We start from the raw sequence: 21,267 nt of genomic DNA, 5'->3' as shown, positions 1-21,267 counted from the left end.
AAAACGCGTGGCGTTCGGCTCAGTCGTGTTTTTTCATCAAATGCGGGGACATGTTCAGCTCTTGCGATTGACGCGAACGGCGGCGGCAGCGGCGCCACAGCCACACCCCGATGTATAGCACGAACAGGCCAATCGCCAAAATCACTGCTGAACCGACCCGGTTGGTATTCAACTCGCCCAGGGCGGGCGCTTGGCCGAGCAGGCTGGCGGCACCTGCCATCACCAGCAGCACGCCGCACATCGCCAGCAGAGCGGCAATGGCTGCGCCGAAGCGAAAACGCCAGTTGCTTTGGCCTTTGGGCCGCAAGCGGCGTGCATCAAAACCATCGGATAACTTCATTCCGACCTTCCTCAATGGGTATCGGCCCTTCGACCGGGAGTTGACCGGGATGTTCCTGAGGCTAGGGCAATTACAGCAAATGAGAGGCTTTTGCGGATGAGCGGCGGCATGGACCGCTCATCGACGGTCGATCAGATCAGTTCGCGGGTCTGGGCGAGGGTGGCGAAATTGTCCGCCATGATCGCCATTTCGGTCTGCTGAACGTGTTCGGCGCTGAGGATCCCGCCCTTGCAAGGCAAATCCCGCGTCGCGCAGGCATCTTCCACCAGGGTGCAGCGAAAGCCCAGGTTCTTCGCGGCGCGCACGGTAGTGCTGACGCTGGAGTGGCTCATGAAACCGCACACGATCAGGTCCAGCGAACCGAGATCCTGCAGGCGGTCATACAGTTCGGTGCCGTGAAAGGCACTCGGCAGCAGTTTGCCGATGATGGTTTCGCCGCTCTGCGGCTCAAGGCCCGGAATGAATTCACCGCGCTCGCCTTGCGGGTCGAACAGCCCACCGACAGTGCCAAGGTGGCGCACGTGCACGATCGGCCGACCGGCTGCACGGGCAGCGGCCACCAGTTGCTTGATGTTCGCGACGGCAGCATCCATGCCGCTCAGGGCCAAGGGGCCGCTGAGGTATTCTTTCTGGGCATCGATGATGACAAGGGTCGCATGACCCAGATTGGCCGCTGCATAACCACGGCCGCTGAGTTGAAACATCGTTTTTGGAACGGACATTCTGGGGCTCCTTCGGGTGGGGCTTTTGCGACATTGTCCTCTGGCTGAGCGCTTCTGTGAATCGCTACCATCGTAGGCACCGCCGTTGTTGGGTCGCAGCCTTGTCAAGATACTCGTTCTGTTCAATAGCTTGCTGAAAAAATAGAAGAGTCCTACATCTGGTCCGGTGTTTTTCCTGCGTCGTCGTGGCGTCTTTTGGCTGTTAGAATCGTCAGTCGTTTTTTCTGGAGTTTGCCCCGTGATCACTTCCCGACTTCGTACCCTGCGTGACCATATCCGTTGGGCCGTCAGCCGCTTCCATGGGGAGGATCTGTTTTTCGGCCATGGGACCGACAACGCCTGGGACGAAGCCCGTCAACTGGTGTTGGGTGCGCTGCACTTGCCGTGGGAAATCGCTGATAGCTATCTGGACTGCCGTCTGGAAGACGACGAACTGGTCAATCTGCAACGTTTGCTCAAGCGCCGCATCGAAGAGCGCATTCCGACCGCTTACCTGTTGGGCGAAGCCTGGTTCTGCGGTATGTCGTTCATTGTCGACGAACGCGTATTGATCCCGCGTTCCCCCATTGGCGAGCTGATCGAAAAGCGTTTCGAACCGTGGTTGGGTGCCGAACCTGCGCGCATTCTCGACCTGTGCACCGGTTCCGGCTGCATCGGCATCGCCTGTGCCTACGAGTTCCAGAACGCCGAAGTGGTACTGGCCGATCTGTCGTTCGAAGCGCTGGAAGTGGCGAACCAGAACATCGAGCGTCACGGTGTCGATGAGCGCGTGTTCACTGTTCAGGGCGATGGTTTCGATGGCTTGCCGGGTCAACGTTTCGACCTGATTGTGTCGAACCCGCCCTACGTCGATGCGGAAGATTTCGCCGACATGCCGGACGAATATCAGCACGAACCCGAACTGGGCCTGGCCTGTGGCGACGACGGTTTGAACCTGGTGCGCCGCATGCTCGCCGAAGCGGCGGATCATCTGACCGAGAAGGGTTTGCTGATTGTCGAGGTGGGTAACAGCCAGGTTCACGTCGAGGCGCTGTACCCGGAAGTCGACTTCGCCTGGCTGGAGTTCGAGCGCGGTGGGCATGGGGTGTTCATGCTGACGGCGCAGCAGTGCCGCGATCATCAGGCGCTGTTCGCTTCTCGCGTCTGACTCTAGAAAGCCTTCGCGGGCAAGCCACGCTCCCACAGGTTTTGTGTGTGCCAGATCAATTGGACACAACACAAAACTGTGGGAGCGTGGCTTGCCCGCGATGGCAGCGCTGCGGTCTCAAGCCTTCAACGGTGCGTAGCAATCCAGATCAACAACCCCGCCTGAAACACCGCAAACGCCACCAGACAGGTAATGGTAAAACGCAGCCCGGCGTCTTCGCGTTTGTACTTGCTGACTTTTTCTTCGTGCTTCTTCAGTTTGACTTCCTGTTCCGCCAGGTTCTGCTCGGCTTGCTGGAGCATCTGCGCGGCTTCGAGGATTTCCACCTGCTGCAACTTTTCGCTGTTCCAGTCGCCGAGCAAATCACCGACCGACACCTCTTTAACGCTGCCCTTCAAATGCTGGGCGTCGGCGTAGACCACGTCAAAACCGTGCACCCGCAGAAAGTGATCGCGGCGCAGGCGAGTGTCTTCGTTCAGCGCATCCTTGTTGTTCAGGTCGGTGCCGTCGACGGTGTAGGCGGGCCATCTTTTCTTCGCCCACGTAATGCCCTGAGCGGCCATATAACGCCCGATGCCACGGTTCATCGGCTCGATCTGCAAGCCACTTTCCGGGCCGAAATGCACGCGTTTGGCAGCGTGATCAACCCAGACATCCAGATGATTCTGTTCTTTGCGCACCCGCTGGCCTGGCAGCTTGATGGTCATGCGCAGCAGGCTGTGTTCCTTGCTATTGCGTTCGGCGTAACCGAATTCGACAAAGCGCAACGGCCGCCCACCGGTGTTGCGGTCGGTTTTCAGCGGCGCCAGACGGAGCATTTTGTGGTGCTCGACGTGGACGTCCGCCCACGGCAGCTCGACCGCTGGCGGTGCGTCTTTTTCAGCGGTGGTGTCGGGTGAAGTCTGGGTATCAGTCATAACGGCGAGATCCTGTCCAAGCCCTGCTTGCCGCCAGCCAGTGCGCTGGCGACAAAGGCTTATCGGCCGTTTTTTTCAGGACTGGAGGGCTAGGGACGTTCTCAACTGGTTTTCACGGCGTGAAAACTGGTTGAGAACGCCTTCTGACAGCGTTTAACGGGTGCGAAGTCCGTCAATAAACTCGAGGATTCGCGCGCCGAGTTCGGCCGCCAGTGGTAATTGCGGATCTTTATAGGAGGCCAATTGCCGCTTCACATCGTTGGGGACGATGCGCATCACGTGGTTCATGCCTTCGATCAGCACCAGTTCGGCATCTGGTTTGGCGGCCTTGAGCGCCTTGGCGTCACCCACGCCGACCTGAATGTCGTTACTGCCCTGGATGATCAGCGCTGGCATTTTCAGTTTGGCGAAGGCCGCCGCCGGGTCTTGGCGGAACAGCGAAATCAGATACGGCTGCACGCTGGGGCGGAAAATCACCTGCAATTGCGGTGGCACGTTGTCGTCGGTGTGGCCGGCCTTGAGGCTGTCGAGCAGTTCATTGCTGCGCAGCATCAAGGGAGGCGGCAGGCGATTACTCAACTGCTGGCGCAGTACCTGATCGATCGGCCGGGCGCTGCCGGACATGGAAATCACCGCTGCGGCATCGACGTTCGGCGCCGCCAGGCTGGCGATCAACGCACCTTCGCTGTGGCCGAGCAAAATCAGTTTGCCAAAGCGCGGATCGGCTTTGAGCTTCTGGCCCCAGGCTTGGGCGTCAGCCACATAGGCCTCCACAGAAAGATTGCGCTCATCGGGCGTTACCGCCAGGCTCGCCGCCACGCCGCGCTTGTCGTAACGCACGCTGGCGATATTGTGTTTGGCCAGCACCCAGGCCAGCCGTTTGAGGCTGTCGTTGCGTCCGCCGTCGGGGTTGTTTCCGTCACGATCCGTAGGACCGGAGCCGGAAATGATCAGGACAACCGGCACTGGCGTGTCGGACTTGGGCAGCAACAGCGAGCCGAAAAGCTCGCCGCTGCCCGTGTCCAATGTGATGGGACGTTGCAAGACGGTGGCCTGGGCCACATAGGGGAGCAGGCCGGTAAACAAGGTAAGGCTCAAGGCTAGAACTCGCAGCATCATCACGCCATCATCAACAAGGTGCCGGTTGGACTCGCAAGCACCCATAAGGTTCGAGGATGAACTAGTCGGGTAGCCTGCGTATACTGGCGCGCATTACGTATTTTAGTTTCGATTTCACGGAGCGTCCCGCATGTCCGGCAATACCTACGGCAAGCTGTTCACTGTCACCACCGCGGGCGAAAGCCATGGCCCGGCGTTGGTCGCCATTGTCGATGGCTGCCCGCCGGGCCTGGAGATTTCCCTTGAGGATCTGCAGCGCGACCTGGATCGCCGCAAGCCCGGCACCAGCCGCCACACCACCCAGCGCCAGGAAGCCGACGAAGTCGAAATCCTCTCTGGCGTGTTCGAAGGCCGCACCACCGGTTGCGCCATAGGCCTGTTGATCCGCAACACCGACCAGAAGTCCAAGGACTATTCGGCGATCAAGGATCTGTTCCGCCCGGCCCACGCCGACTACACCTACCACCACAAATACGGCGAGCGCGATTATCGCGGCGGCGGTCGCAGTTCGGCCCGTGAAACCGCCATGCGCGTGGCGGCAGGGGCAATTGCGAAAAAGTACCTGGCCACCCAAGGCATCATCATTCGTGGCTACATGAGCCAGCTTGGCCCGATTGAAATCCCGTTCAAGACCTGGGATTCGGTGGAAGAAAACGCCTTCTTCAGCCCCGACCCGGACAAAGTGCCGGAGCTGGAAGCCTATATGGACCAGTTGCGTCGCGACCAGGATTCGGTCGGCGCGAAAATCACCGTGGTCGCCGAAGGCGTGATGCCGGGCCTCGGCGAGCCGATCTTCGACCGCCTCGACGCCGAACTGGCCCACGCGCTGATGAGCATCAACGCGGTCAAAGGCGTTGAGATCGGCGCCGGTTTTGCCAGCATCGCCCAGCGCGGCACCGAACACCGTGATGAAATGACCCCGGAAGGTTTCCTCAGCAACAACGCCGGCGGCATTCTCGGTGGCATCTCGTCCGGTCAGCCGATCGTGGCGCACCTGGCGCTTAAGCCGACATCGAGCATCACCACACCGGGCCGTTCCATCGACATCCATGGCAACCCAGTTGAGGTTGTCACCAAGGGCCGTCACGACCCGTGCGTCGGCATCCGCGCCACGCCAATCGCCGAAGCTATGATGGCCATCGTGCTGATGGATCATCTGCTGCGTCACCGCGGGCAGAACGTCGATGTGCGCGTGAGCACTCCGGTGCTGGGTCAGCTTTAATGGCTGACGCAGGGTCTGTACGAAAACTCGTCGCGCAGGCAGTTTTTGTGCAGAGCCTCATAGCCGCCGGGGCCTGACGAAGTGATGGCGCTTCCGTATTGGCGGCTTTCCAGTTTCTACCTGTTCTATTTCGCGTTGCTCGGTTCGACAGCGCCATTCCTGGCGCTGTACTTCGATCACTTGGGCTTTTCCAGTGCGCGCATTGGCGAACTGGTGGCGATCCCGATGCTGATGCGCTGCGTGGCGCCGAACATCTGGGGCTGGCTCGGTGACTACACCGGGCGACGGCTGGCCATCGTGCGGTTCGGCGCGGTCTGTACGTTGCTGACCTTCTCACTGATTTTCGTCAGCAAAAGCTACGCGTGGCTGGCAATGGTCATGGCCTTGCACGCGTTCTTCTGGCATGCGGTGTTGCCGCAGTTCGAAGTCATCACCCTGGCGCATTTGCAGGGGCAGACATCCCGCTACAGTCAGATTCGCCTGTGGGGTTCCATCGGTTTCATCATCACCGTGGTCGCCCTCGGCCGGTTGTTCGAATGGCTTAGCCTGGACATCTATCCGCTGGCACTGGTGCTGATCATGGCCGGGATCGTGGTCAGCAGTTTATGGGTGCCCAACGCGCAACCGATTCAGAGTGAGCGGTTGGCGGGGGAGGGATTCCTCCAGCAATTGCGCAACCCCGGCGTGTTGGCATTCTATGGTTGCGTGGCGCTGATGCAGATGAGTCACGGGCCGTATTACACCTTTGTGACCCTGCACCTTGAGCAACTTGGTTACAGTCGTGGGCTGATCGGCATGCTCTGGGCGGTCGGCGTGGTTGCCGAAGTCTTGATGTTTCTGGCCATGAGCAAGATCCTTGCACGCTTCTCGGTGCGCCGGGTGCTGTTGGCGAGTTTCCTGCTGGCGGCGTTGCGTTGGTTGTTGCTCGGTTCGTTTGCTGAATTCCTCTGGGTGTTGCTGTTCGCCCAAGTGCTACACGCAGCCACCTTCGGCAGCTTTCACGCGGCTGCCATCCAATTCGTGCAGCGTAGCTTCGGCGCGCGTCAGCAAGGCCAGGGCCAGGCGTTGTATGCCGCGCTGGCCGGTACCGGTGGCGCATTGGGCGCGTTGTATTCCGGTTACAGCTGGAATGCCCTGGGCGCCACATTGACCTTTAGTATTGCCAGTCTCGCAGCCTTCGCCGCTGCCGTTATCATTGCCACACGTATGCAAGAGGACAGGCCATGAGCCTGACCTGCGAACACCCGAGAAATCATCGATGTGGGGCGCGCATGAGCAATGCAATGCGGCCGATCGAGGCTTTTGAATTTTTGTTCGAGTGCGAGTTGAAGACGCGCTCCCTCTTGAACCTTTGAGTATTTACCATGAGCAGCCTGTCCGTTTATCACGTCTCCAGCCCTGAAATACCAAACAAAGTCCTGACCCACCTCGAGGACATCGCCTCGACCCTGGCCGAACAGGGCGTGCGCTTCGACCGTTGGCAAGCCACGGCGAAAATCCAGCCCGGTGCCAGCCAGGAAGAAGTGATCGCCGCGTATCAGGAGCAAATCGATAAATTGATGACCGAGCGCGGTTACCTCTCTGTCGACGTCGTCAGTTTGAACAGCGATCACCCGCAAAAAGCCGAACTGCGCGCCAAGTTCCTCGATGAACACCGTTACGCTGAAGACGAAGTACGATTTTTCGTCGCTGGCCGTGGTCTGTTCTCCCTGCACATCGGTGATTACGTCTACGCCGTGCTCTGCGAGAAAAACGACCTGATCCTGGTGCCTGCCGGTACGCCGCATTGGTTCGACATGGGCGAGCACCCGCATTTCGTCGCCATCCGCCTGTTCAACAACTCCGAAGGCTGGGTGGCCAATTTCACCGGTGATGACATCGCCAGCCGTTTCCCGCGTCTCGAGGACTGAGTAGAGGCCAATCGTTGCTCCGGCCTTCTGCCCTGTAAACCACGTAACGTGGGTTGTGCAAAGCCAGAAACAACTCAGGCCGTGACGCAGAAGCGCTCACGGCCTGTTTGTTTGTAGCGATGTAACGTTTAAACCGAGTGATAAGTCGGCAAGGCGAACCGTTGCTGGCTTTGCAGCATGGAGATCTGCGGCAGTTCGCTGGCCTGTTCGGCGACGTCACGACGTATCGCGCTGATCACCCACGACAGCTGATCGCCGGCATGCAGTTGCTGGTAGGAAATCGAACGTTTGAAGACTTTGCCGTCCGTACTGCGCAGGGTCAGCAGAATGCCGCCGTCAGGCCGTGGCTGGGTGGTCACTTCGAAGTTGGAGAATAGCGACGAAAATTTTTCCTGGATCAGGCTCATGTCTATCAGCTCCGTGAGTGCTTTGAAGGGCTACATGGAGAGGTAGTTGCAGTGATTGTGCCAGCACCTGATTTTTTAAAAATATATATAAATCAATAGGTTAGTTATTAAGCGTTTTTATGCTTTCGTGCAATCTGCATGAATGCCCATCGTGCATCCTGCATTTTGCGTGGTCGGTCGCGAATTCGATGGAACCAATCGCTAGGCCAGGGTTCCGGATACAAAACATTGCAAAAACCGCGTGTACAGCTCAAGAACCGCTGACGTATTTTCGGCCTCAAACAACGCCACCCGACAATAAGAAAATCGAACGGGAGCATCAATGAGCCGCACGCTGAACGACACGATTACCTGGGGCATGATGCTCCGCAAGCTGCCTTCCATTGCCAAAGCCATTCCCCGCGTGGTGAAGGGCATGAAAGCCGCCAACGTCAAGGACCCGACCCAACCGTGTGGCCTCGGCTGGAGCTTCGAGCAGGCGACGTTGCGCAACCCCGAGGGCCCGGCCTTGCTGCAGGGCGAGGTGGCGCTCACTTATGCCCAGGTCAATCAGTGGGCCAATCGCATCGCCCATCACCTGATTGCCCAAGGCATCGGCAAAGGCAATGTGGTGGCGATTTTTATCGAAAACCGTCCGGAACTGTTGGTGACGATATTGGCGGTAGCCAAGGTCGGCGCGATCAGCGCTTTGCTCAATACCTCCCAGACCCGCGATACCCTGGCCCATAGCCTGAATCTGGTGGCGCCGGTAGCGATCGTGGTCGGAGAAGAGCTGGTTCCGGTCTTCAATGTGGTTCGCGAGCGGGTGTCCATCGACGCGGCGCGCACCTGGTTTGTCGCTGATCAAGACACTTATCGTGATCCGGGCAATTCGCCCGATGGCTTCATCAACCTGATGACGGTCAGCGCCCAAGCGTGCAGCGATAACCCCGTCAGCAGCCAGCAGGTTTTTCTCGACGATCCTTGTTTCTACATTTACACCTCGGGCACAACAGGGTTGCCAAAGGCCGGGGTGTTCAAGCACGGCCGCTGGATGCGCAGCTCCGCCAGCTTCGGGCTGATTGCCCTGGACATGCAGCCGCAGGACGTCGTCTATTGCACCTTGCCGCTGTACCACGCCACCGGGCTCTGCGTGTGCTGGGGCTCGGCAATCAGCGGGGCGTCGGGGTTTGCCATCCGCCGCAAGTTCAGCGCCAGCCAGTTCTGGAGTGACGTGCGCAAATACCGGGCGACCACCCTCGGTTACGTCGGCGAGTTGTGTCGCTACCTGGTGGATCAACCGCGCAGCATCGACGACAGTCGCCACAGCGTGACGAAGATGATCGGCAATGGTCTGCGCCCCGGCGCGTGGAGCGAGTTCAAGACGCGTTTTGCCGTTGACCATATCTGCGAGCTGTACGCCGCCAGCGATGGCAATATCGGCTTCACCAACATCCTCAACTTCGACAACACCATCGGTTTTTCCCTGATGGCCTGGGAACTGGTGGCGTACGACCACGACAGCGGTGCCCCCACGCGAGATACCAAGGGTTTCATGCGCAAAGTGGCCAAGGGCGAGCAGGGTTTGCTGCTGGCGAGGATCGACGACAAGGCGCCGCTGGACGGCTACACCGATCCGCAGAAGACCGCAAAAGTCGTGCTCCACGACGTGTTCAAGAAGGGCGACCGCTACTTCAATACCGGTGATCTGCTGCGCAACATCGGTTTTGGCCATGCGCAGTTTGTCGACCGTTTGGGCGACACCTACCGCTGGAAGGGCGAAAACGTCTCGACCACCGAGGTCGAAAACATCCTGTTGCAACATCCGCAGATCGCCGAAGCCGTGGCTTATGGCGTGGAAATCCACAACACCAACGGGCGTGCCGGGATGGCGGCAATCACGCCGGCTGAATCCCTGGCGACCCTGGATTTCAGCGAGTTACTGGCTTTCGCCAGGCAGCAAATGCCTGCCTATGCGGTGCCACTTTTCCTACGGGTGAAAGTGAAAATGGAAACCACCGGGACCTTCAAATACCAGAAAACCCGGCTCAAGGACGAAGCCTTCGACCCGAACAAAACCGGCGATGATCCCATCTACGCCTGGTTGCCGGGTACCCAGACTTACGTGCAAGTCACCGAGCAGGTGCTGGCGGATATCCAGGACGGCAAGCACCGTTATTGAATGTGGCTCTTATTGAATGCGGCTCTTATTAAATGTAGCTATGGCCATTCATGAGAAAAAAGAAGTGACAGGTTCCAGACCGCTCGGGAAACTATCGGCTTTTCCGATTGACCGAATGTGGAGTCCCCAATGTCAGACAAAAGCCGCCAGATGACGCCCGAAGAGGCTGCTGAATTTGCCGAACAGGTGTTCAACAAAGCGCGCGAGGGCGATGCGGCCATGATGGCTGCGCTGCTGACCAAGGGCTTACCGCCGAACCTGCGTAACCACAAGGGCGACACCTTGCTGATGCTCGCCGCGTACCACGGCCATGTCGAGACGGTAAAAGTCCTGCTTGAGCACAAGGCCGACCCGGAAATCCGCAACGACAACGGCCAGAGCCCGATTGCCGGCGCGGCATTCAAAGGTGATCTGGCGGTGGTCAAGGCGTTGGTGGAAGGTGGCGCGCAAGTGGAAGGTTCGTCCTTCGACGGTCGCACTGCATTGATGATGGCGGCAATGTTCAACCGCGTCGAAATCATCGACTACCTGATCAGTAAAGGTGCCGATCCGAAAGCCAAGGATGCCAACGGCGTATCCGCGCTGGACGCGGCCAAAACCATGGGGGCGGTGGATACCACGGCTCAGCTGCAGAAATTGCTGGCCTGACCTTCGCGGCTGTGGGGCTTTTGTGGCGAGGGAGCTTGCTCCCGCTGGGCTGCGAAGCAGTCGTAAACCCGGCGAATGCGGTCTATCTGAACGACGGCGGTGGCTGATTTTGGGGCTGCTTCGCAACCCAGCGGGAGCAAGCTCCCTCGCCACAAAATGCGCTATCCTTCGCGCCCTCAAATCTCCCTCGCTACAGGATCCACCTCATGAAAGCCGCACTCGTCGAACTCATCAGCAAAATCAGCTCCGGGTGCATGAGCGATGACGAAATCCTGAAAGTCGCTGACGAAGCGGCTCAGGCCTACGCCGATCCAGAAGCTTTTCTGACGGCCAATCCGGACATCAACTACGACGACACCTTCCCGATCCCGTTGGGTGAGTGGGTGGTCGTCGGCAGCTTGCCGGAAACCGTGCTGTTCCAGGCCGACACCTACATGGACCTGTTTGCGCAGATCGTCGCTTCGTTCGGCCCCGGCGTCGATTTCAACATCAAACCCAAGCAACTGGCCAAGACCGAAGCCCTGACGGCGCTCAATCGCATTCAGGTGCAGATGAGCAGCATGAACAAGGAAAACGGCGGTTACACGCTGATGAACTTCAGCCAGTTGCTCGACGACGAGCTGCAAGTGGTGCTGGTCTACGGTAACGACGTGCCACGGGTGCTGGAGTTGTGCGCCGAAGTCGGCATAGCCGCAGCGCCATCGCTGGAAGCCCTGAAAGTGGCAATCCACGTCTGAAGCTGTCCAGAACGGTAATAAAACGGAACCCTCGCAAGGCCCGACTATCCTAAGAGGGCATATCACTCTTAGGGAGCGTCACCATGGGTTCCACGTTCAACAGCCTGGTTGGCCTGATTATTCTTGCCCTGGATATCTGGGCCATCATCAACGTGCTTAAAAGTGGCGCCGAGACCGGGATGAAAATCATCTGGGTGTTATTGATCCTGCTGCTGCCGGTCCTGGGCCTGATCATCTGGGCCATCGCCGGGCCACGAGGTAACGTGCGGATCTGACTGGTTTCGCCTGCAACACTGAACCTGTGGGAGCGTGGCTTGCCCGCGATGCAGGCGCTGCGGTCTGTCAGCTGCAACGTGGCGATCCTATCGCGGGCAAGCCACGCTCCCACAGGATTGGGCCGAGCCATGACGTGAGGTTCGACCTGTCATATTCAGTCAATCCACATGTCGACTTCGCGAGCAAGCTTTGCTCAGGTTCTGTGTTTTTTCATGCCGACACGCGGTAATCCGTTGAACGATCAATCAGGGCTAAAGTCCAGATAGAAGTAAGCCCATTCATGGGTTTTATCGAGGAGGCACCGATGCAAAAGTGGAAAATCACTTTCGTGGATGATCACGGTGAAACAGTGGACGAACTCTTCGAGTGCGAGGAATGCCCGAATAGCGAGCAAGCCGCCAAACTCATTCGCGCCCGACGCCTGCCGATCGCTGCCGAACTGGATCTCAATGATCTGGAGGGTCGTACCGATGATCCGACCGTCAAAAGCCTGAAATCCCAGAACAGCATTGAAATCATCAGTATTACCCCGATCTGATACACCTCTTGTCACATTCACAACCAGACCTTGGCAGCAGCTCTATCTTGGGGCTACTCTGCAAGCGAGATCAGCGAATGACTCGCTAAGGTCTGGTCTTGTCAGCTACATGCTTGTTTCCCGTCGGCAACCTCTGTTGCCGTATCGCTCTCACCAATCGGTTGAAAGTGCAGGGAATACGGAAAGTCTATCCATCAGTCTGAGGGGGACGTTTCATGAGCACAGCCTATCAAGAAGACATCAGCAGCAGCGTGTTGCGCCGCATGAAAGAAGGCGGTTTCGACTTTTCACGATTCCATCCCATCGAGTTCTACGCCATTTTCCCGGACGAGGAGCGGGCACGCAGGGCGGCAGGTCATTTTTGTGGTGAATCCTTGAATGCCCAGATCAGCGTGCGCGATGACGGCGCGTGGCATCTGGAACTGAGCAAAGTGATGTACGCCACCTACGACGGGATCGGTGACTTTGAGCAGGACTTTGAGGCGGTGGTCGAGCCTCTGGGCGGTATCATCGAAGGATGGGGCGTCAAGCAGGAGGTACGAGGGCTACTCGCATAACTTTATGAACAGTGACAACACTCAGCAACGGCTGACCTTTGGGTTGGCCGTTTTCGTTTGTGCGGTGTGGTTTTTGATTCATAACGTTTCAAACACGCAAAAAAACCGCCTGAGCAGGCGGCTAAAGGGAAGTTTCGGTCAGGTTTTCCAGCGAATGCGCCGATTATCCGCATCGCCCCCCGGGCAGTGAAATCAACTCTGGCTATGCTGCTGATAGGCGACAGCATTGCTTCGCCATGAAGCGGGGGCAATCTGGTTGGGGCATTTACCGCACAGAATTGGTGCGGTGCGTGTGGCGTCATTATCCAACTGATTGATATCAAAGCGTTTATGCCGATGGCACGGGCCTTGCGAAGGCCTGGATGTCCGGGTGACAAGGAGTACGGCATGATCCGCACCTATTTTGATGAGATGTACGATGCCGGCGGCCAGGTCCGCCCGCATTATCGGGAGTTTGCCCGTTGGCTGGCCGAAACGCCTGACGAGCTTTTGGCACAACGGCGACGCGAGGCCGATCTGTTATTTCATCGTGCCGGGATTACATTCACACTCTATGGTGATGAGCAAGGGACAGAGCGCCTGATTCCCTTCGACACCATTCCCCGCAGTATCCCCGCCAGTGAATGGCGGGTCGTCGAGCGCGGCTGCATTCAGCGGGTCAAGGCATTGAACATGTTCCTTGCCGACCTCTATCACGAGCAGCGCATCATCAAGGCCGGCATCATCCCGGCCGAGCAAGTGCTGGCCAACGAGCAATACCAGTTGGCGATGCAGGGGCTGGATCTGCACCGCGATATCTATTCGCACATTTCCGGCGTCGACCTGGTACGTGATGGCGACGGCACGTACTACGTGCTCGAAGACAATCTTCGTACCCCCAGCGGCGTGAGCTACATGCTCGAAGATCGCAAGATGATGATGCGATTGTTCCCCGAATTGTTCGCAGCCCAGCGCATCGCGCCGATCGACCACTATCCGAACCTGTTGCTCGACACCTTGAAAAGCTCCAGCCCGATCGACAACCCGAGCGTGGTGGTGCTGACGCCGGGTCGCTTCAACAGCGCGTTTTTCGAGCATGCGTTTCTGGCCCGGGAAATGGGTGTCGAACTGGTGGAAGGTGCGGACCTGTTCGTGCGTGATGACAAGGTGTTCATGCGCACCACGGACGGGCCGAAAGCTGTCGACGTGATCTACCGTCGCCTCGACGATGCCTTCCTCGATCCGTTGGCGTTCAACCCGGATTCGATGCTCGGCGTTCCAGGTCTGCTGTCGTCCTACCGTTCCGGCAACGTGGTGCTGGCGAATGCCATCGGCACCGGGGTCGCGGATGACAAGTCGGTGTACCCCTTCGTCACGGACATGATTCGTTTTTATCTGGATGAAGAGCCGATCCTGAAGAACGTGCCGACATGGCAGTGTCGTAATCCCTCTGAGCTGTCCCACGTGCTGGCCAATCTTCCAGAACTGGTGGTCAAGGAAACCCAGGGTTCCGGTGGTTACGGAATGCTGGTGGGGCCGGCAGCGACGGCGGCGGAAATCGAATCTTTCCGCGAGCGGATCAAAGCCAAGCCCCACGCGTACATCGCCCAACCGACGTTGTCTTTATCGACCTGTCCGACCTTTGTCGAAAACGGCATCGCTCCACGCCATATCGACCTGCGTCCGTTTGTATTGTCTGGCCGCGAAACCCGGGTTGTGCCCGGCGGTTTGACCCGTGTCGCCTTGCGCGAAGGCTCCCTGGTGGTGAATTCCTCCCAGGGCGGCGGAACCAAGGACACCTGGGTGGTCGAGGATTGAAGGAAGCCTGCCATGTTAAGTAGAACTGCCTCGGATCTGTATTGGATGTCGCGTTACCTGGAGCGGGCCGAAAACCTCGCACGGATGCTCGACATCAGTTATTCGCTGTCACTGATGCCTCAGGACGGTCGTGGCGACGGCTTGCACGAACTCGCCATGCCGTTGCTGATCACCGGCACTCTGGACGATTACCTGGAGCGCCACGGCGATCTGCATGCCGAACGGCTGCTGCATTTTTTCGCCCTGGATGCGGCCAACCCGGCGAGCATCTACAGCTGCCTCGGTGCCGCGCGAGCCAGCGCCCATGCGGTGCGTGGGCGAATCACCGCTGACATGTGGGAAAACATCAACGCCACCTGGCTGGAGATTCGCGGGATCGCCGAACAGGGCTTGAGTCGCTACGGCATGAGCCGTTTCTGTGAGTGGATCAAGGAACGTTCCCACCTGTTCCGCGGCGCGTCCTACGGCACCATCATGCGTAACGACGCGTTCCGCTTCATTCGTCTGGGCACCTTTATCGAAAGGGCTGACAACACCTTGCGCCTGCTCGACGCCCGTTACGAAATGGCCGGCGATCAGGCCGAAGCGGTCAGCGACGGCACGGCTCACGCCTATTACCAGTGGAGCGCCTTGCTGCGGGCCTTGTCGTCGTTCGAGGCCTATACCGAGATCTATCGCGACGCCCCCGGCGCCCGGCATGTGGCCGAATTGTTGCTGCTGCGCGCCGACGTGCCGCGATCTTTGCGGGCCTGCACCGAAGAAATCGACCAGATTCTCGCCCAATTGCCTGGGGCCAACGGCCGTCCTGCCCAGCGTTTGGCGGCAGAAATGGACGCACGCCTGCGCTACACCGGTATCAACGAAATCCTCGACGAAGGCCTGCATGCCTGGCTGACCGAGTTCATCCCGCTGGTGCGCCAGTTGGGCAACGCCATACACAGTTCCTACCTGGAGGCTGCATGAGACTTTCCATTAGCCACGAGACCACCTATCACTACGAAGATCAGGTGCGGGCGAGCATCCAGTACCTGCGACTGACCCCTCACGACAGCGAGCGCCAACACGTGCTCAGCTGGCAACTCGACCTGCCACGCCCGGTGCGTGCGCAACTCGATCCGTTCGGCAACATTCTGCATGTGCTGACCCTGGACGAACCCCACGAGGCGATCATCATCGGCGCCCGAGGGCAGGTGGACATCGACGAACTGCGCGAAGCCGAACATGAAAGCCAGTCGGCGCTGCCGTTCCTGCGCTTCACGCGCCTGACCGAGGCCGACGAAGCGCTGCGTGCATTCGCCGAGAAGGCCTGCAAACAACGCCGGGATCGTACGGCGCTGATCGATTTGATGCATGGCCTGAACCAGCACATGACCTACACGCCGGGTTCCACCGAAGTGGACACCAGCGCCGCCCAGGCTTTCGCCGGGCGTTCCGGGGTCTGCCAGGACCACACCCACGCGTTTCTCGCCTGCGCTCGCAGCCTGGGCATTCCTTCGCGTTATGTGTCGGGCTATTTGTACAGCGAGAACAGCGAACACCTGGCCAGTCACGCCTGGGCGGAAGCCTGGCTGGATGACGCCTGGTACAGCTTCGACGTGACCAACGAACTGGCCCGCCCGGAGCGTCACCTGAAACTGGCCGTGGGCCTCGACTACCTGGACGCCTGCCCGGTACGCGGCATGCGTCGTGGTGGCGGGTGCGAGCAGATGCATGCGAAGGTGTTTGTCTCGCCGACGCCTGTGCCGGTTTTTTCAGTGCAACAGCAGTAATCTGGGATTTCACAAATCCCCTGTGGGAGCGGGCTTGCCCGCGATGGCGGTCTTCCAGTCACCGTATTGGTGTCTGAGATGACGCTATCGCGGGCAAGCCCGCTCCCACAGGGAGGATGTCTTCAGGGCTTCACCTTGCGCCCCGCCATATGCTTCAAATACCCAACCAACAATTCCAGATCCCCCTCTGGCAACACCGTCGTCGCGAACGCCGGCATCTTCGCCTGTGGCCACTGACGCAAGCTCTGCGGATCACGAATATAGCGCTTGAGGAAATCCGCGCCGAAGTACTCGGTCGGGTTGAACGGAATATTCAGGTCCGGCCCGAACTGCGCATCCCCCGCGCCATTCAATCGATGACATGCCAGGCAGTTCTTCTGAAACAGCGCAAAGCCCTTGTTTACCGGATCATCCGCCTTCAGCGCAGGATCGGGCAGCAGGGCAGGGAAGCGCTCGGCCACCGGGGCCATGCGCTTGATGCTCGCTACTTCGAACGGCCATTGCTCGGGACTGATATTGCCCGTTTGCGGATCGGTCCAGACCAGATAAAACGGTCCCGCACTGTGCTTGCCCTCTGACAACGGTGGCCACGGCTTGGCCGGGTCTTCAATCGCCAGCCAGGCCCGCGCGCCTTGGGTATTGAGTAACGGCGCGGCGGCCAGTTCGGCGGCAAAACCGTCCAGGGCAACGGCTTGCAGATGATCCTCAGGCTTGATGCCCGTCAACAACGCCGCCAACGGCACGGCGCGATAGCTCATGTCCCGTTTGTAGGAAACGTCGTTGGTGATCGTGATGGTCTGAACCTGAGGATGCTTGAGCAATTGCTCGGTCTGCCAGGTGCGAGAACTCGCGCCTAGCTCCAGATTCAGCTGTGCGGCAGACAGAGGCATGCTGAGCAGCAAGGCCCCAAATAGAGTGAGCGCTTTCAAGTGATCGCCGTCCATGTCGTGGATGTGCCGCAAAGGTTGGCACAGCCACGCCGGCTCGGATAGCGAGCCAATCACGTTTTTATCAGGCGAAATGAAAACCCTGATGCTCGATCAGCCAATCACCTTGGTCAGGTTCGGCAAAATCAACAACAGTGTAGTGGCGAATAGAATGAGCCCGGCTTGACGAACTTTCGAATGCTTGAACATGGCTTGACCGCCTTTTTTGTTATTTCCTGATGCCTGCCTGCCTATCTCCATGACGGCAGAGCGCTGCACTTCCTTGTATGACGAGTGCCTCGGCAAAACCCGACAACAACTTCGTACAGGTTTACCTTAGGGCCCGCGTCACGATTGGCTTAGATCCATTTCGTATGTGCTGAGCACTCATCGGTTTTAAAAAGGTATGAGGCTTATGGCCAGCTTCTTGGGCGCCCGTTTGCTAGACAGCTTGGTGACTTGAATCGGTTTATCCGATAGCAGACTACCGTTCGTCTGAGCGTGAGCGTCAACACCAATGAGCACTGTGGTCATTGAATCCACGGCTGCTGGGCATAAGGTGAGTGCATAAAGATCAGGATCACACGGTCCCTGTAGGAGCCGCCGAAGGCTGCGATCTTTTGATATTCATTCACCACCAGGTTCGAGGACGTCATGACCCAGGCTTTGATATTCGACGCGTTACGCACGCCCCGTGGTAAAGGCAAGGCCAATGGCGCCTTGCACAGCGTCAAGCCAGTGAATCTGGTCGCCGGGCTGCTGACGGCGCTTCAGCAGCGCACGTCCCTGGACACCAGTCAGGTCGATGATGTGGTGCTCGGCTGCGTGACGCCCATCGGCGATCAGGGTTCCGACATCGCCAAGACCGCCACGCAGGTGGCCGATTGGGACGTCAGCGTGGCCGGTATGCAGCTCAATCGCTTCTGCGCGTCGGGGCTGGAAGCGGTGAACCTCGGTGCGATGAAAGTGCGTTCCGGCTTCGAAGACCTGGTGGTGGTCGGTGGTGTCGAGTCGATGTCCCGTGTGGCCATGGGCAGCGACGGCGGCGCTTGGGCGCTGGACCCGGAAACCAACTTGCACAACCACTTCACGCCTCAAGGCGTGGGTGCGGACCTGATCGCTACGATTGAAGGTTTCAGCCGTCAGGACGTCGATGCCTTCGCGTTGCACTCCCAACAGAAGGCGGCGCGGGCGCGGGCGGACGGTTCGTTCAACAAGTCGCTGGTGCCGGTGCAAGACCAGAACGGCATCATCCTGCTCGATCACGATGAATTCATTCGTGCCGACTCAACGATGGAAGGCCTGGGCAAGCTCAAGCCGAGTTTCGAAATGATCGGGCAAATGGGCTTCGACGCTACGGCATTGCGGGTTTACAGCCAGATCGAGCGGATCAACCACGTTCACACGCCGGGCAACAGTTCCGGGATCGTCGATGGCGCAGCGCTGATGCTGATCGGCTCCGAAGCGAAGGGCCGGGCGCTGGGCTTACAGCCACGGGCGCGAATCGTCGCCACGGCGGTCACCAGCACCGACCCGACCATCATGCTCACCGGTCCGGCACCGGCCACGCGCAAGGCGCTGGCCAAGGCCGGGCTACGGGTCGAAGACATTGACCTGTTCGAAGTCAACGAAGCGTTCGCCTCGGTGGTGCTCAAGTTCATCAAGGACATGGCCATCGACCCCGACAAGGTCAACGTCAACGGCGGCTCCATCGCCATGGGCCACCCGCTCGGCGCCACCGGCTGCGCGATTCTCGGCACGCTGCTCGATGAATTGGAAACCCGGCGCCTGCGCTATGGCCTGGCGACATTGTGTGTCGGCGGCGGCATGGGCATTGCCACCATCATCGAACGCCTCTGAGCCCTGACTTCAAGGAACATTGCCATGACCCAAGCCATCCGTTACGAAAAGGGCCAGGACCAGATCGTCGTCCTGACCATCGACATGCCGGGCCAGAGTGCCAACACCATGAACGCGGTCTACCGCGACGCCATGGCCACCTGCGTCGCCCGGCTGGTCGCCGACAAGGACGCCATTGCCGGCGTGATCATCACCTCGGCCAAGAAGACCTTCTTCGCCGGCGGCGACCTCAATGAACTGATCAAGGTCGGCAAACCCGAAGCCAAAGCCTTTTACGACATGGTGCTGACACTCAAGGGCCAACTGCGCACCCTGGAAACCCTCGGCAAACCGGTGGTCGCTGCGATCAATGGCGCAGCGCTCGGTGGCGGTTGGGAAATCTGTCTGGCCTGTCATCACCGCGTCGTGCTGGACAACCCGTCGGTGCTGCTGGGTCTGCCGGAAGTCACTCTTGGCCTGTTGCCGGGCGGCGGCGGGGTAGTGCGCATGGTCCGCATGCTGGGCATCGAAAAAGCCCTGCCGTATCTGCTTGAAGGCAAGAAAATCCGCCCGCAACAGGCGTTGCAGGCGCGGTTGATCGACGAGTTGGCCGCCGATCGCGATGAACTGATGGCCAAGGCGCGGGCGTGGATTGTCGCTCACCCGGTCGCTGTGCAGCGCTGGGACGTGAAGGGTTATCAGATTCCCGGCGGCACGCCGTCGGATCCCAAGCTCGCGCCGATGCTGGCCATCACGCCATCGATTCTGCGCAGCAAAACCCAGGGCTGCCTGCCCGCGCCGGAGAAAATTCTCTGTGCTGCGGTGGAAGGCGCCCAGGTGGATTTCGATACGGCGCACCTGATCGAAACCCGCTACTTCACCGAGCTGACTACCGGCCAGGTGTCAAAAAACCTCATTGGCACGTTCTGGTTTCAGCTCAATGAGATCAATGCCGGCGGCTCGCGGCCCCAAGGCATAGCGCCTTACGTGACGAAGAAAGTCGGCGTGCTCGGCGCCGGGATGATGGGCGCGGGCATCGCGTTTGTCAGCGCATCAGCCGGCATCGACGTGGTGCTCAAAGACATCAATCTCGCCGCAGCAGAGAAGGGTAAGGCGCACTCGGCGGCGTTGCTGGACAAGAAGGTTGCGCGGGGTCAGTTAACCCGGGAGCAGCGCGAGGCGATTCTGGCGCGAATCCATGTCACCGAAAACGATGCGGATCTGGCCGGTTGCGATTTGATCATTGAAGCGGTGTTTGAAGATCGCAAACTGAAGGCCAGGGTCTCATCAGCCGCGCAAACCGTCGTCGGGCCGGATGCGGTCATCGCCTCCAACACCTCGACCTTGCCGATCAGTGGCCTGGCCACCGCCGTGCCGGACCAGACGAAATTCATCGGCCTGCATTTCTTCAGTCCCGTGGAGAAAATGCCGCTGGTGGAAATCATCAAAGGTGCCCATACAAGCGATGAAACCCTGGCTCGCGGTTTCGATTTCGTCCTGCAAATCAAGAAAACCCCAATTGTGGTCAACGACAGTCGCGGCTTCTTTACCTCGCGGGTGTTCGGCACCTTCACCAACGAAGGCATCGCCATGCTCGGCGAAGGTGTGAGCGCGCCGATGATCGAGACCGAAGCGCGCAAGGCCGGCATGCCTGTCGGACCTCTGGCGATTTCCGACGAAGTTTCCCTCAGCCTCATGAGCCATATCCGCGAACAAACCGCCAAAGACCTGCGAGCAGAAGGGAAACTGCTGATTGAGCACCCGGCGTTCGCCGTGATTGACTTGCTGTTCAAGGAATACAAGCGTCCGGGCAAGGCCGCTGGAGGTGGTTTCTACGATTACCCGGCCACAGGGCAGAAGCATTTGTGGCCAGAGCTGAAAACCCGCTTCGAGAAAGCCGATGGGCAGATTTCACCGAAGGACATACGCGATCGACTGCTGTTCGTCCAAGCCATCGAAACCGTGCGCTGCATGGAAGAGGGCGTGCTGACCTCGACGGCGGATGCCAACGTTGGCTCGATCTTCGGCATCGGCTTCGCGGCCTGGACCGGCGGTGCGCTGCAGTTCATCAATCAGTACGGCGTGAAAGACTTCGTCGCCCGCGCCCAGTACCTGGCCGAGCAGTACGGCGAGCGCTTCACTCCACCTGCACTGCTGCTGGAGAAAGCCGCCAAAAACGCGTTGTTCTAAGGGGCGTTCCAAGGGACCGATGACGCGCTCCGGGGCTTGCCTTGC

At 59.2% G+C, this 21,267-nt stretch carries 21 protein-coding genes and 1 pseudogene; 16 read left to right on the top strand and 6 right to left on the bottom strand.

Annotation, left to right across the window (positions count from 1 at the left end):
* Positions 1-19 precede the first annotated feature (19 nt).
* Both AB7M26_RS25955 and AB7M26_RS25950 read right to left on the bottom strand, forming a co-directional pair.
* On the bottom strand, positions 20-340 hold the full coding sequence (locus AB7M26_RS25955; protein ID WP_007898816.1) for a hypothetical protein: 321 nt from the start codon (positions 338-340) through the stop codon (positions 20-22).
* A 131-nt stretch (positions 341-471) separates the two neighbouring features.
* Positions 472-1,062, bottom strand: a complete 591-nt coding sequence (locus AB7M26_RS25950; RefSeq protein WP_123496332.1) for a cysteine hydrolase family protein — start codon at positions 1,060-1,062, stop codon at positions 472-474.
* A gap of 238 nt (positions 1,063-1,300) precedes the next feature.
* On the opposite strand from AB7M26_RS25950, the gene prmB reads away from it, so the two are divergent.
* Positions 1,301-2,209, top strand: coding sequence for a 50S ribosomal protein L3 N(5)-glutamine methyltransferase (gene prmB, locus AB7M26_RS25945; protein ID WP_123496334.1), 909 nt, complete (start codon positions 1,301-1,303; stop codon positions 2,207-2,209).
* 125 nt (positions 2,210-2,334) lie between these two features.
* On the opposite strand, the gene AB7M26_RS25940 is transcribed toward prmB, so the two are convergent.
* Positions 2,335-3,126: a hypothetical protein gene (locus AB7M26_RS25940; protein ID WP_123496336.1), complete on the bottom strand. Its 792-nt coding sequence runs from the start codon at positions 3,124-3,126 to the stop codon at positions 2,335-2,337.
* A 153-nt stretch (positions 3,127-3,279) separates the two neighbouring features.
* Positions 3,280-4,290, bottom strand: coding sequence for an alpha/beta hydrolase (locus AB7M26_RS25935; protein ID WP_429377308.1), 1,011 nt, complete (start codon positions 4,288-4,290; stop codon positions 3,280-3,282).
* An 85-nt stretch (positions 4,291-4,375) separates the two neighbouring features.
* Between AB7M26_RS25935 and aroC the strand changes: the two genes are divergently transcribed.
* From aroC to AB7M26_RS25915, 4 genes and pseudogenes are all read left to right on the top strand, one after another.
* Positions 4,376-5,467 (top strand): chorismate synthase, encoded by a 1,092-nt coding sequence (gene aroC, locus AB7M26_RS25930; RefSeq protein WP_123496340.1) that lies wholly within the window; start codon positions 4,376-4,378, stop codon positions 5,465-5,467.
* Between the two features lie 84 nt (positions 5,468-5,551).
* Positions 5,552-6,694, top strand: coding sequence for an MFS transporter (locus AB7M26_RS25925; RefSeq protein ID WP_185022104.1), 1,143 nt, complete (start codon positions 5,552-5,554; stop codon positions 6,692-6,694).
* Positions 6,695-6,729: 35 nt separating this feature from the next.
* Positions 6,730-6,822: pseudogene (locus AB7M26_RS25920) on the top strand (methylthioribulose 1-phosphate dehydratase); the annotation flags it as partial.
* A 9-nt stretch (positions 6,823-6,831) separates the two neighbouring features.
* The gene (locus AB7M26_RS25915) at positions 6,832-7,377 is read left to right on the top strand and encodes a 1,2-dihydroxy-3-keto-5-methylthiopentene dioxygenase (RefSeq protein WP_429377305.1); all 546 of its coding nucleotides are present in this window, start codon (positions 6,832-6,834) and stop codon (positions 7,375-7,377) included.
* Positions 7,378-7,505: 128 nt separating this feature from the next.
* Here the strand turns inward: AB7M26_RS25915 and AB7M26_RS25910 are convergent, their stop codons facing one another.
* Complete coding sequence (locus AB7M26_RS25910; RefSeq protein ID WP_007898807.1) at positions 7,506-7,784, bottom strand: DUF3509 domain-containing protein; 279 nt, start codon at positions 7,782-7,784, stop codon at positions 7,506-7,508.
* A gap of 322 nt (positions 7,785-8,106) precedes the next feature.
* Between AB7M26_RS25910 and AB7M26_RS25905 the strand changes: the two genes are divergently transcribed.
* From AB7M26_RS25905 to AB7M26_RS25865, 9 genes are all read left to right on the top strand, one after another.
* Complete coding sequence (locus AB7M26_RS25905) at positions 8,107-9,945, top strand: long-chain-acyl-CoA synthetase (RefSeq protein ID WP_429377302.1); 1,839 nt, start codon at positions 8,107-8,109, stop codon at positions 9,943-9,945.
* 129 nt (positions 9,946-10,074) lie between these two features.
* Positions 10,075-10,593, top strand: coding sequence for an ankyrin repeat domain-containing protein (locus AB7M26_RS25900; RefSeq protein WP_123496347.1), 519 nt, complete (start codon positions 10,075-10,077; stop codon positions 10,591-10,593).
* A 206-nt stretch (positions 10,594-10,799) separates the two neighbouring features.
* Positions 10,800-11,330, top strand: a complete 531-nt coding sequence (locus AB7M26_RS25895; protein WP_008076371.1) for a hypothetical protein — start codon at positions 10,800-10,802, stop codon at positions 11,328-11,330.
* A gap of 83 nt (positions 11,331-11,413) precedes the next feature.
* The gene (locus tag AB7M26_RS25890) at positions 11,414-11,605 is read left to right on the top strand and encodes a PLDc N-terminal domain-containing protein (RefSeq protein WP_007902193.1); all 192 of its coding nucleotides are present in this window, start codon (positions 11,414-11,416) and stop codon (positions 11,603-11,605) included.
* Between the two features lie 305 nt (positions 11,606-11,910).
* Positions 11,911-12,144: a hypothetical protein gene (locus tag AB7M26_RS25885; RefSeq protein ID WP_008073014.1), complete on the top strand. Its 234-nt coding sequence runs from the start codon at positions 11,911-11,913 to the stop codon at positions 12,142-12,144.
* 215 nt (positions 12,145-12,359) lie between these two features.
* Positions 12,360-12,701, top strand: coding sequence for a ribonuclease E inhibitor RraB (locus tag AB7M26_RS25880; protein ID WP_007902188.1), 342 nt, complete (start codon positions 12,360-12,362; stop codon positions 12,699-12,701).
* Positions 12,702-13,088: 387 nt separating this feature from the next.
* Positions 13,089-14,498, top strand: coding sequence for a circularly permuted type 2 ATP-grasp protein (locus AB7M26_RS25875; protein ID WP_007902187.1), 1,410 nt, complete (start codon positions 13,089-13,091; stop codon positions 14,496-14,498).
* 12 nt (positions 14,499-14,510) lie between these two features.
* The gene (locus AB7M26_RS25870; RefSeq protein ID WP_010456611.1) at positions 14,511-15,461 is read left to right on the top strand and encodes an alpha-E domain-containing protein; all 951 of its coding nucleotides are present in this window, start codon (positions 14,511-14,513) and stop codon (positions 15,459-15,461) included.
* Positions 15,458-16,267 carry a transglutaminase family protein gene (locus AB7M26_RS25865; protein WP_123496349.1) on the top strand — a complete coding sequence of 270 codons (810 nt, stop codon included), beginning with the start codon at positions 15,458-15,460 and terminating at the stop codon, positions 16,265-16,267. The genes AB7M26_RS25870 and AB7M26_RS25865 overlap by 4 nt, the downstream gene beginning before the upstream one ends.
* Positions 16,268-16,389: 122 nt before the next feature.
* Here AB7M26_RS25865 and AB7M26_RS25860 read toward each other — a convergent pair whose 3' ends face one another.
* Entirely contained in the window at positions 16,390-17,211 is an 822-nt protein-coding gene (locus AB7M26_RS25860) for a c-type cytochrome (protein WP_429388953.1), read from the bottom strand.
* Positions 17,212-17,847: 636 nt separating this feature from the next.
* Between AB7M26_RS25860 and AB7M26_RS25855 the strand changes: the two genes are divergently transcribed.
* A complete protein-coding gene (locus AB7M26_RS25855; RefSeq protein ID WP_429386706.1) occupies positions 17,848-19,053 on the top strand; it encodes an acetyl-CoA C-acetyltransferase in 1,206 nt (401 codons plus the stop codon).
* A 24-nt stretch (positions 19,054-19,077) separates the two neighbouring features.
* On the top strand, positions 19,078-21,222 hold the full coding sequence (locus AB7M26_RS25850; protein ID WP_429386703.1) for a 3-hydroxyacyl-CoA dehydrogenase NAD-binding domain-containing protein: 2,145 nt from the start codon (positions 19,078-19,080) through the stop codon (positions 21,220-21,222).
* Positions 21,223-21,267: the final 45 nt, after the last annotated feature.

It is taken from the genome of Pseudomonas sp. F-14 TE3482 (assembly GCF_053629455.1).
This window is presented reverse-complemented; position numbering and strand designations above follow the sequence as displayed.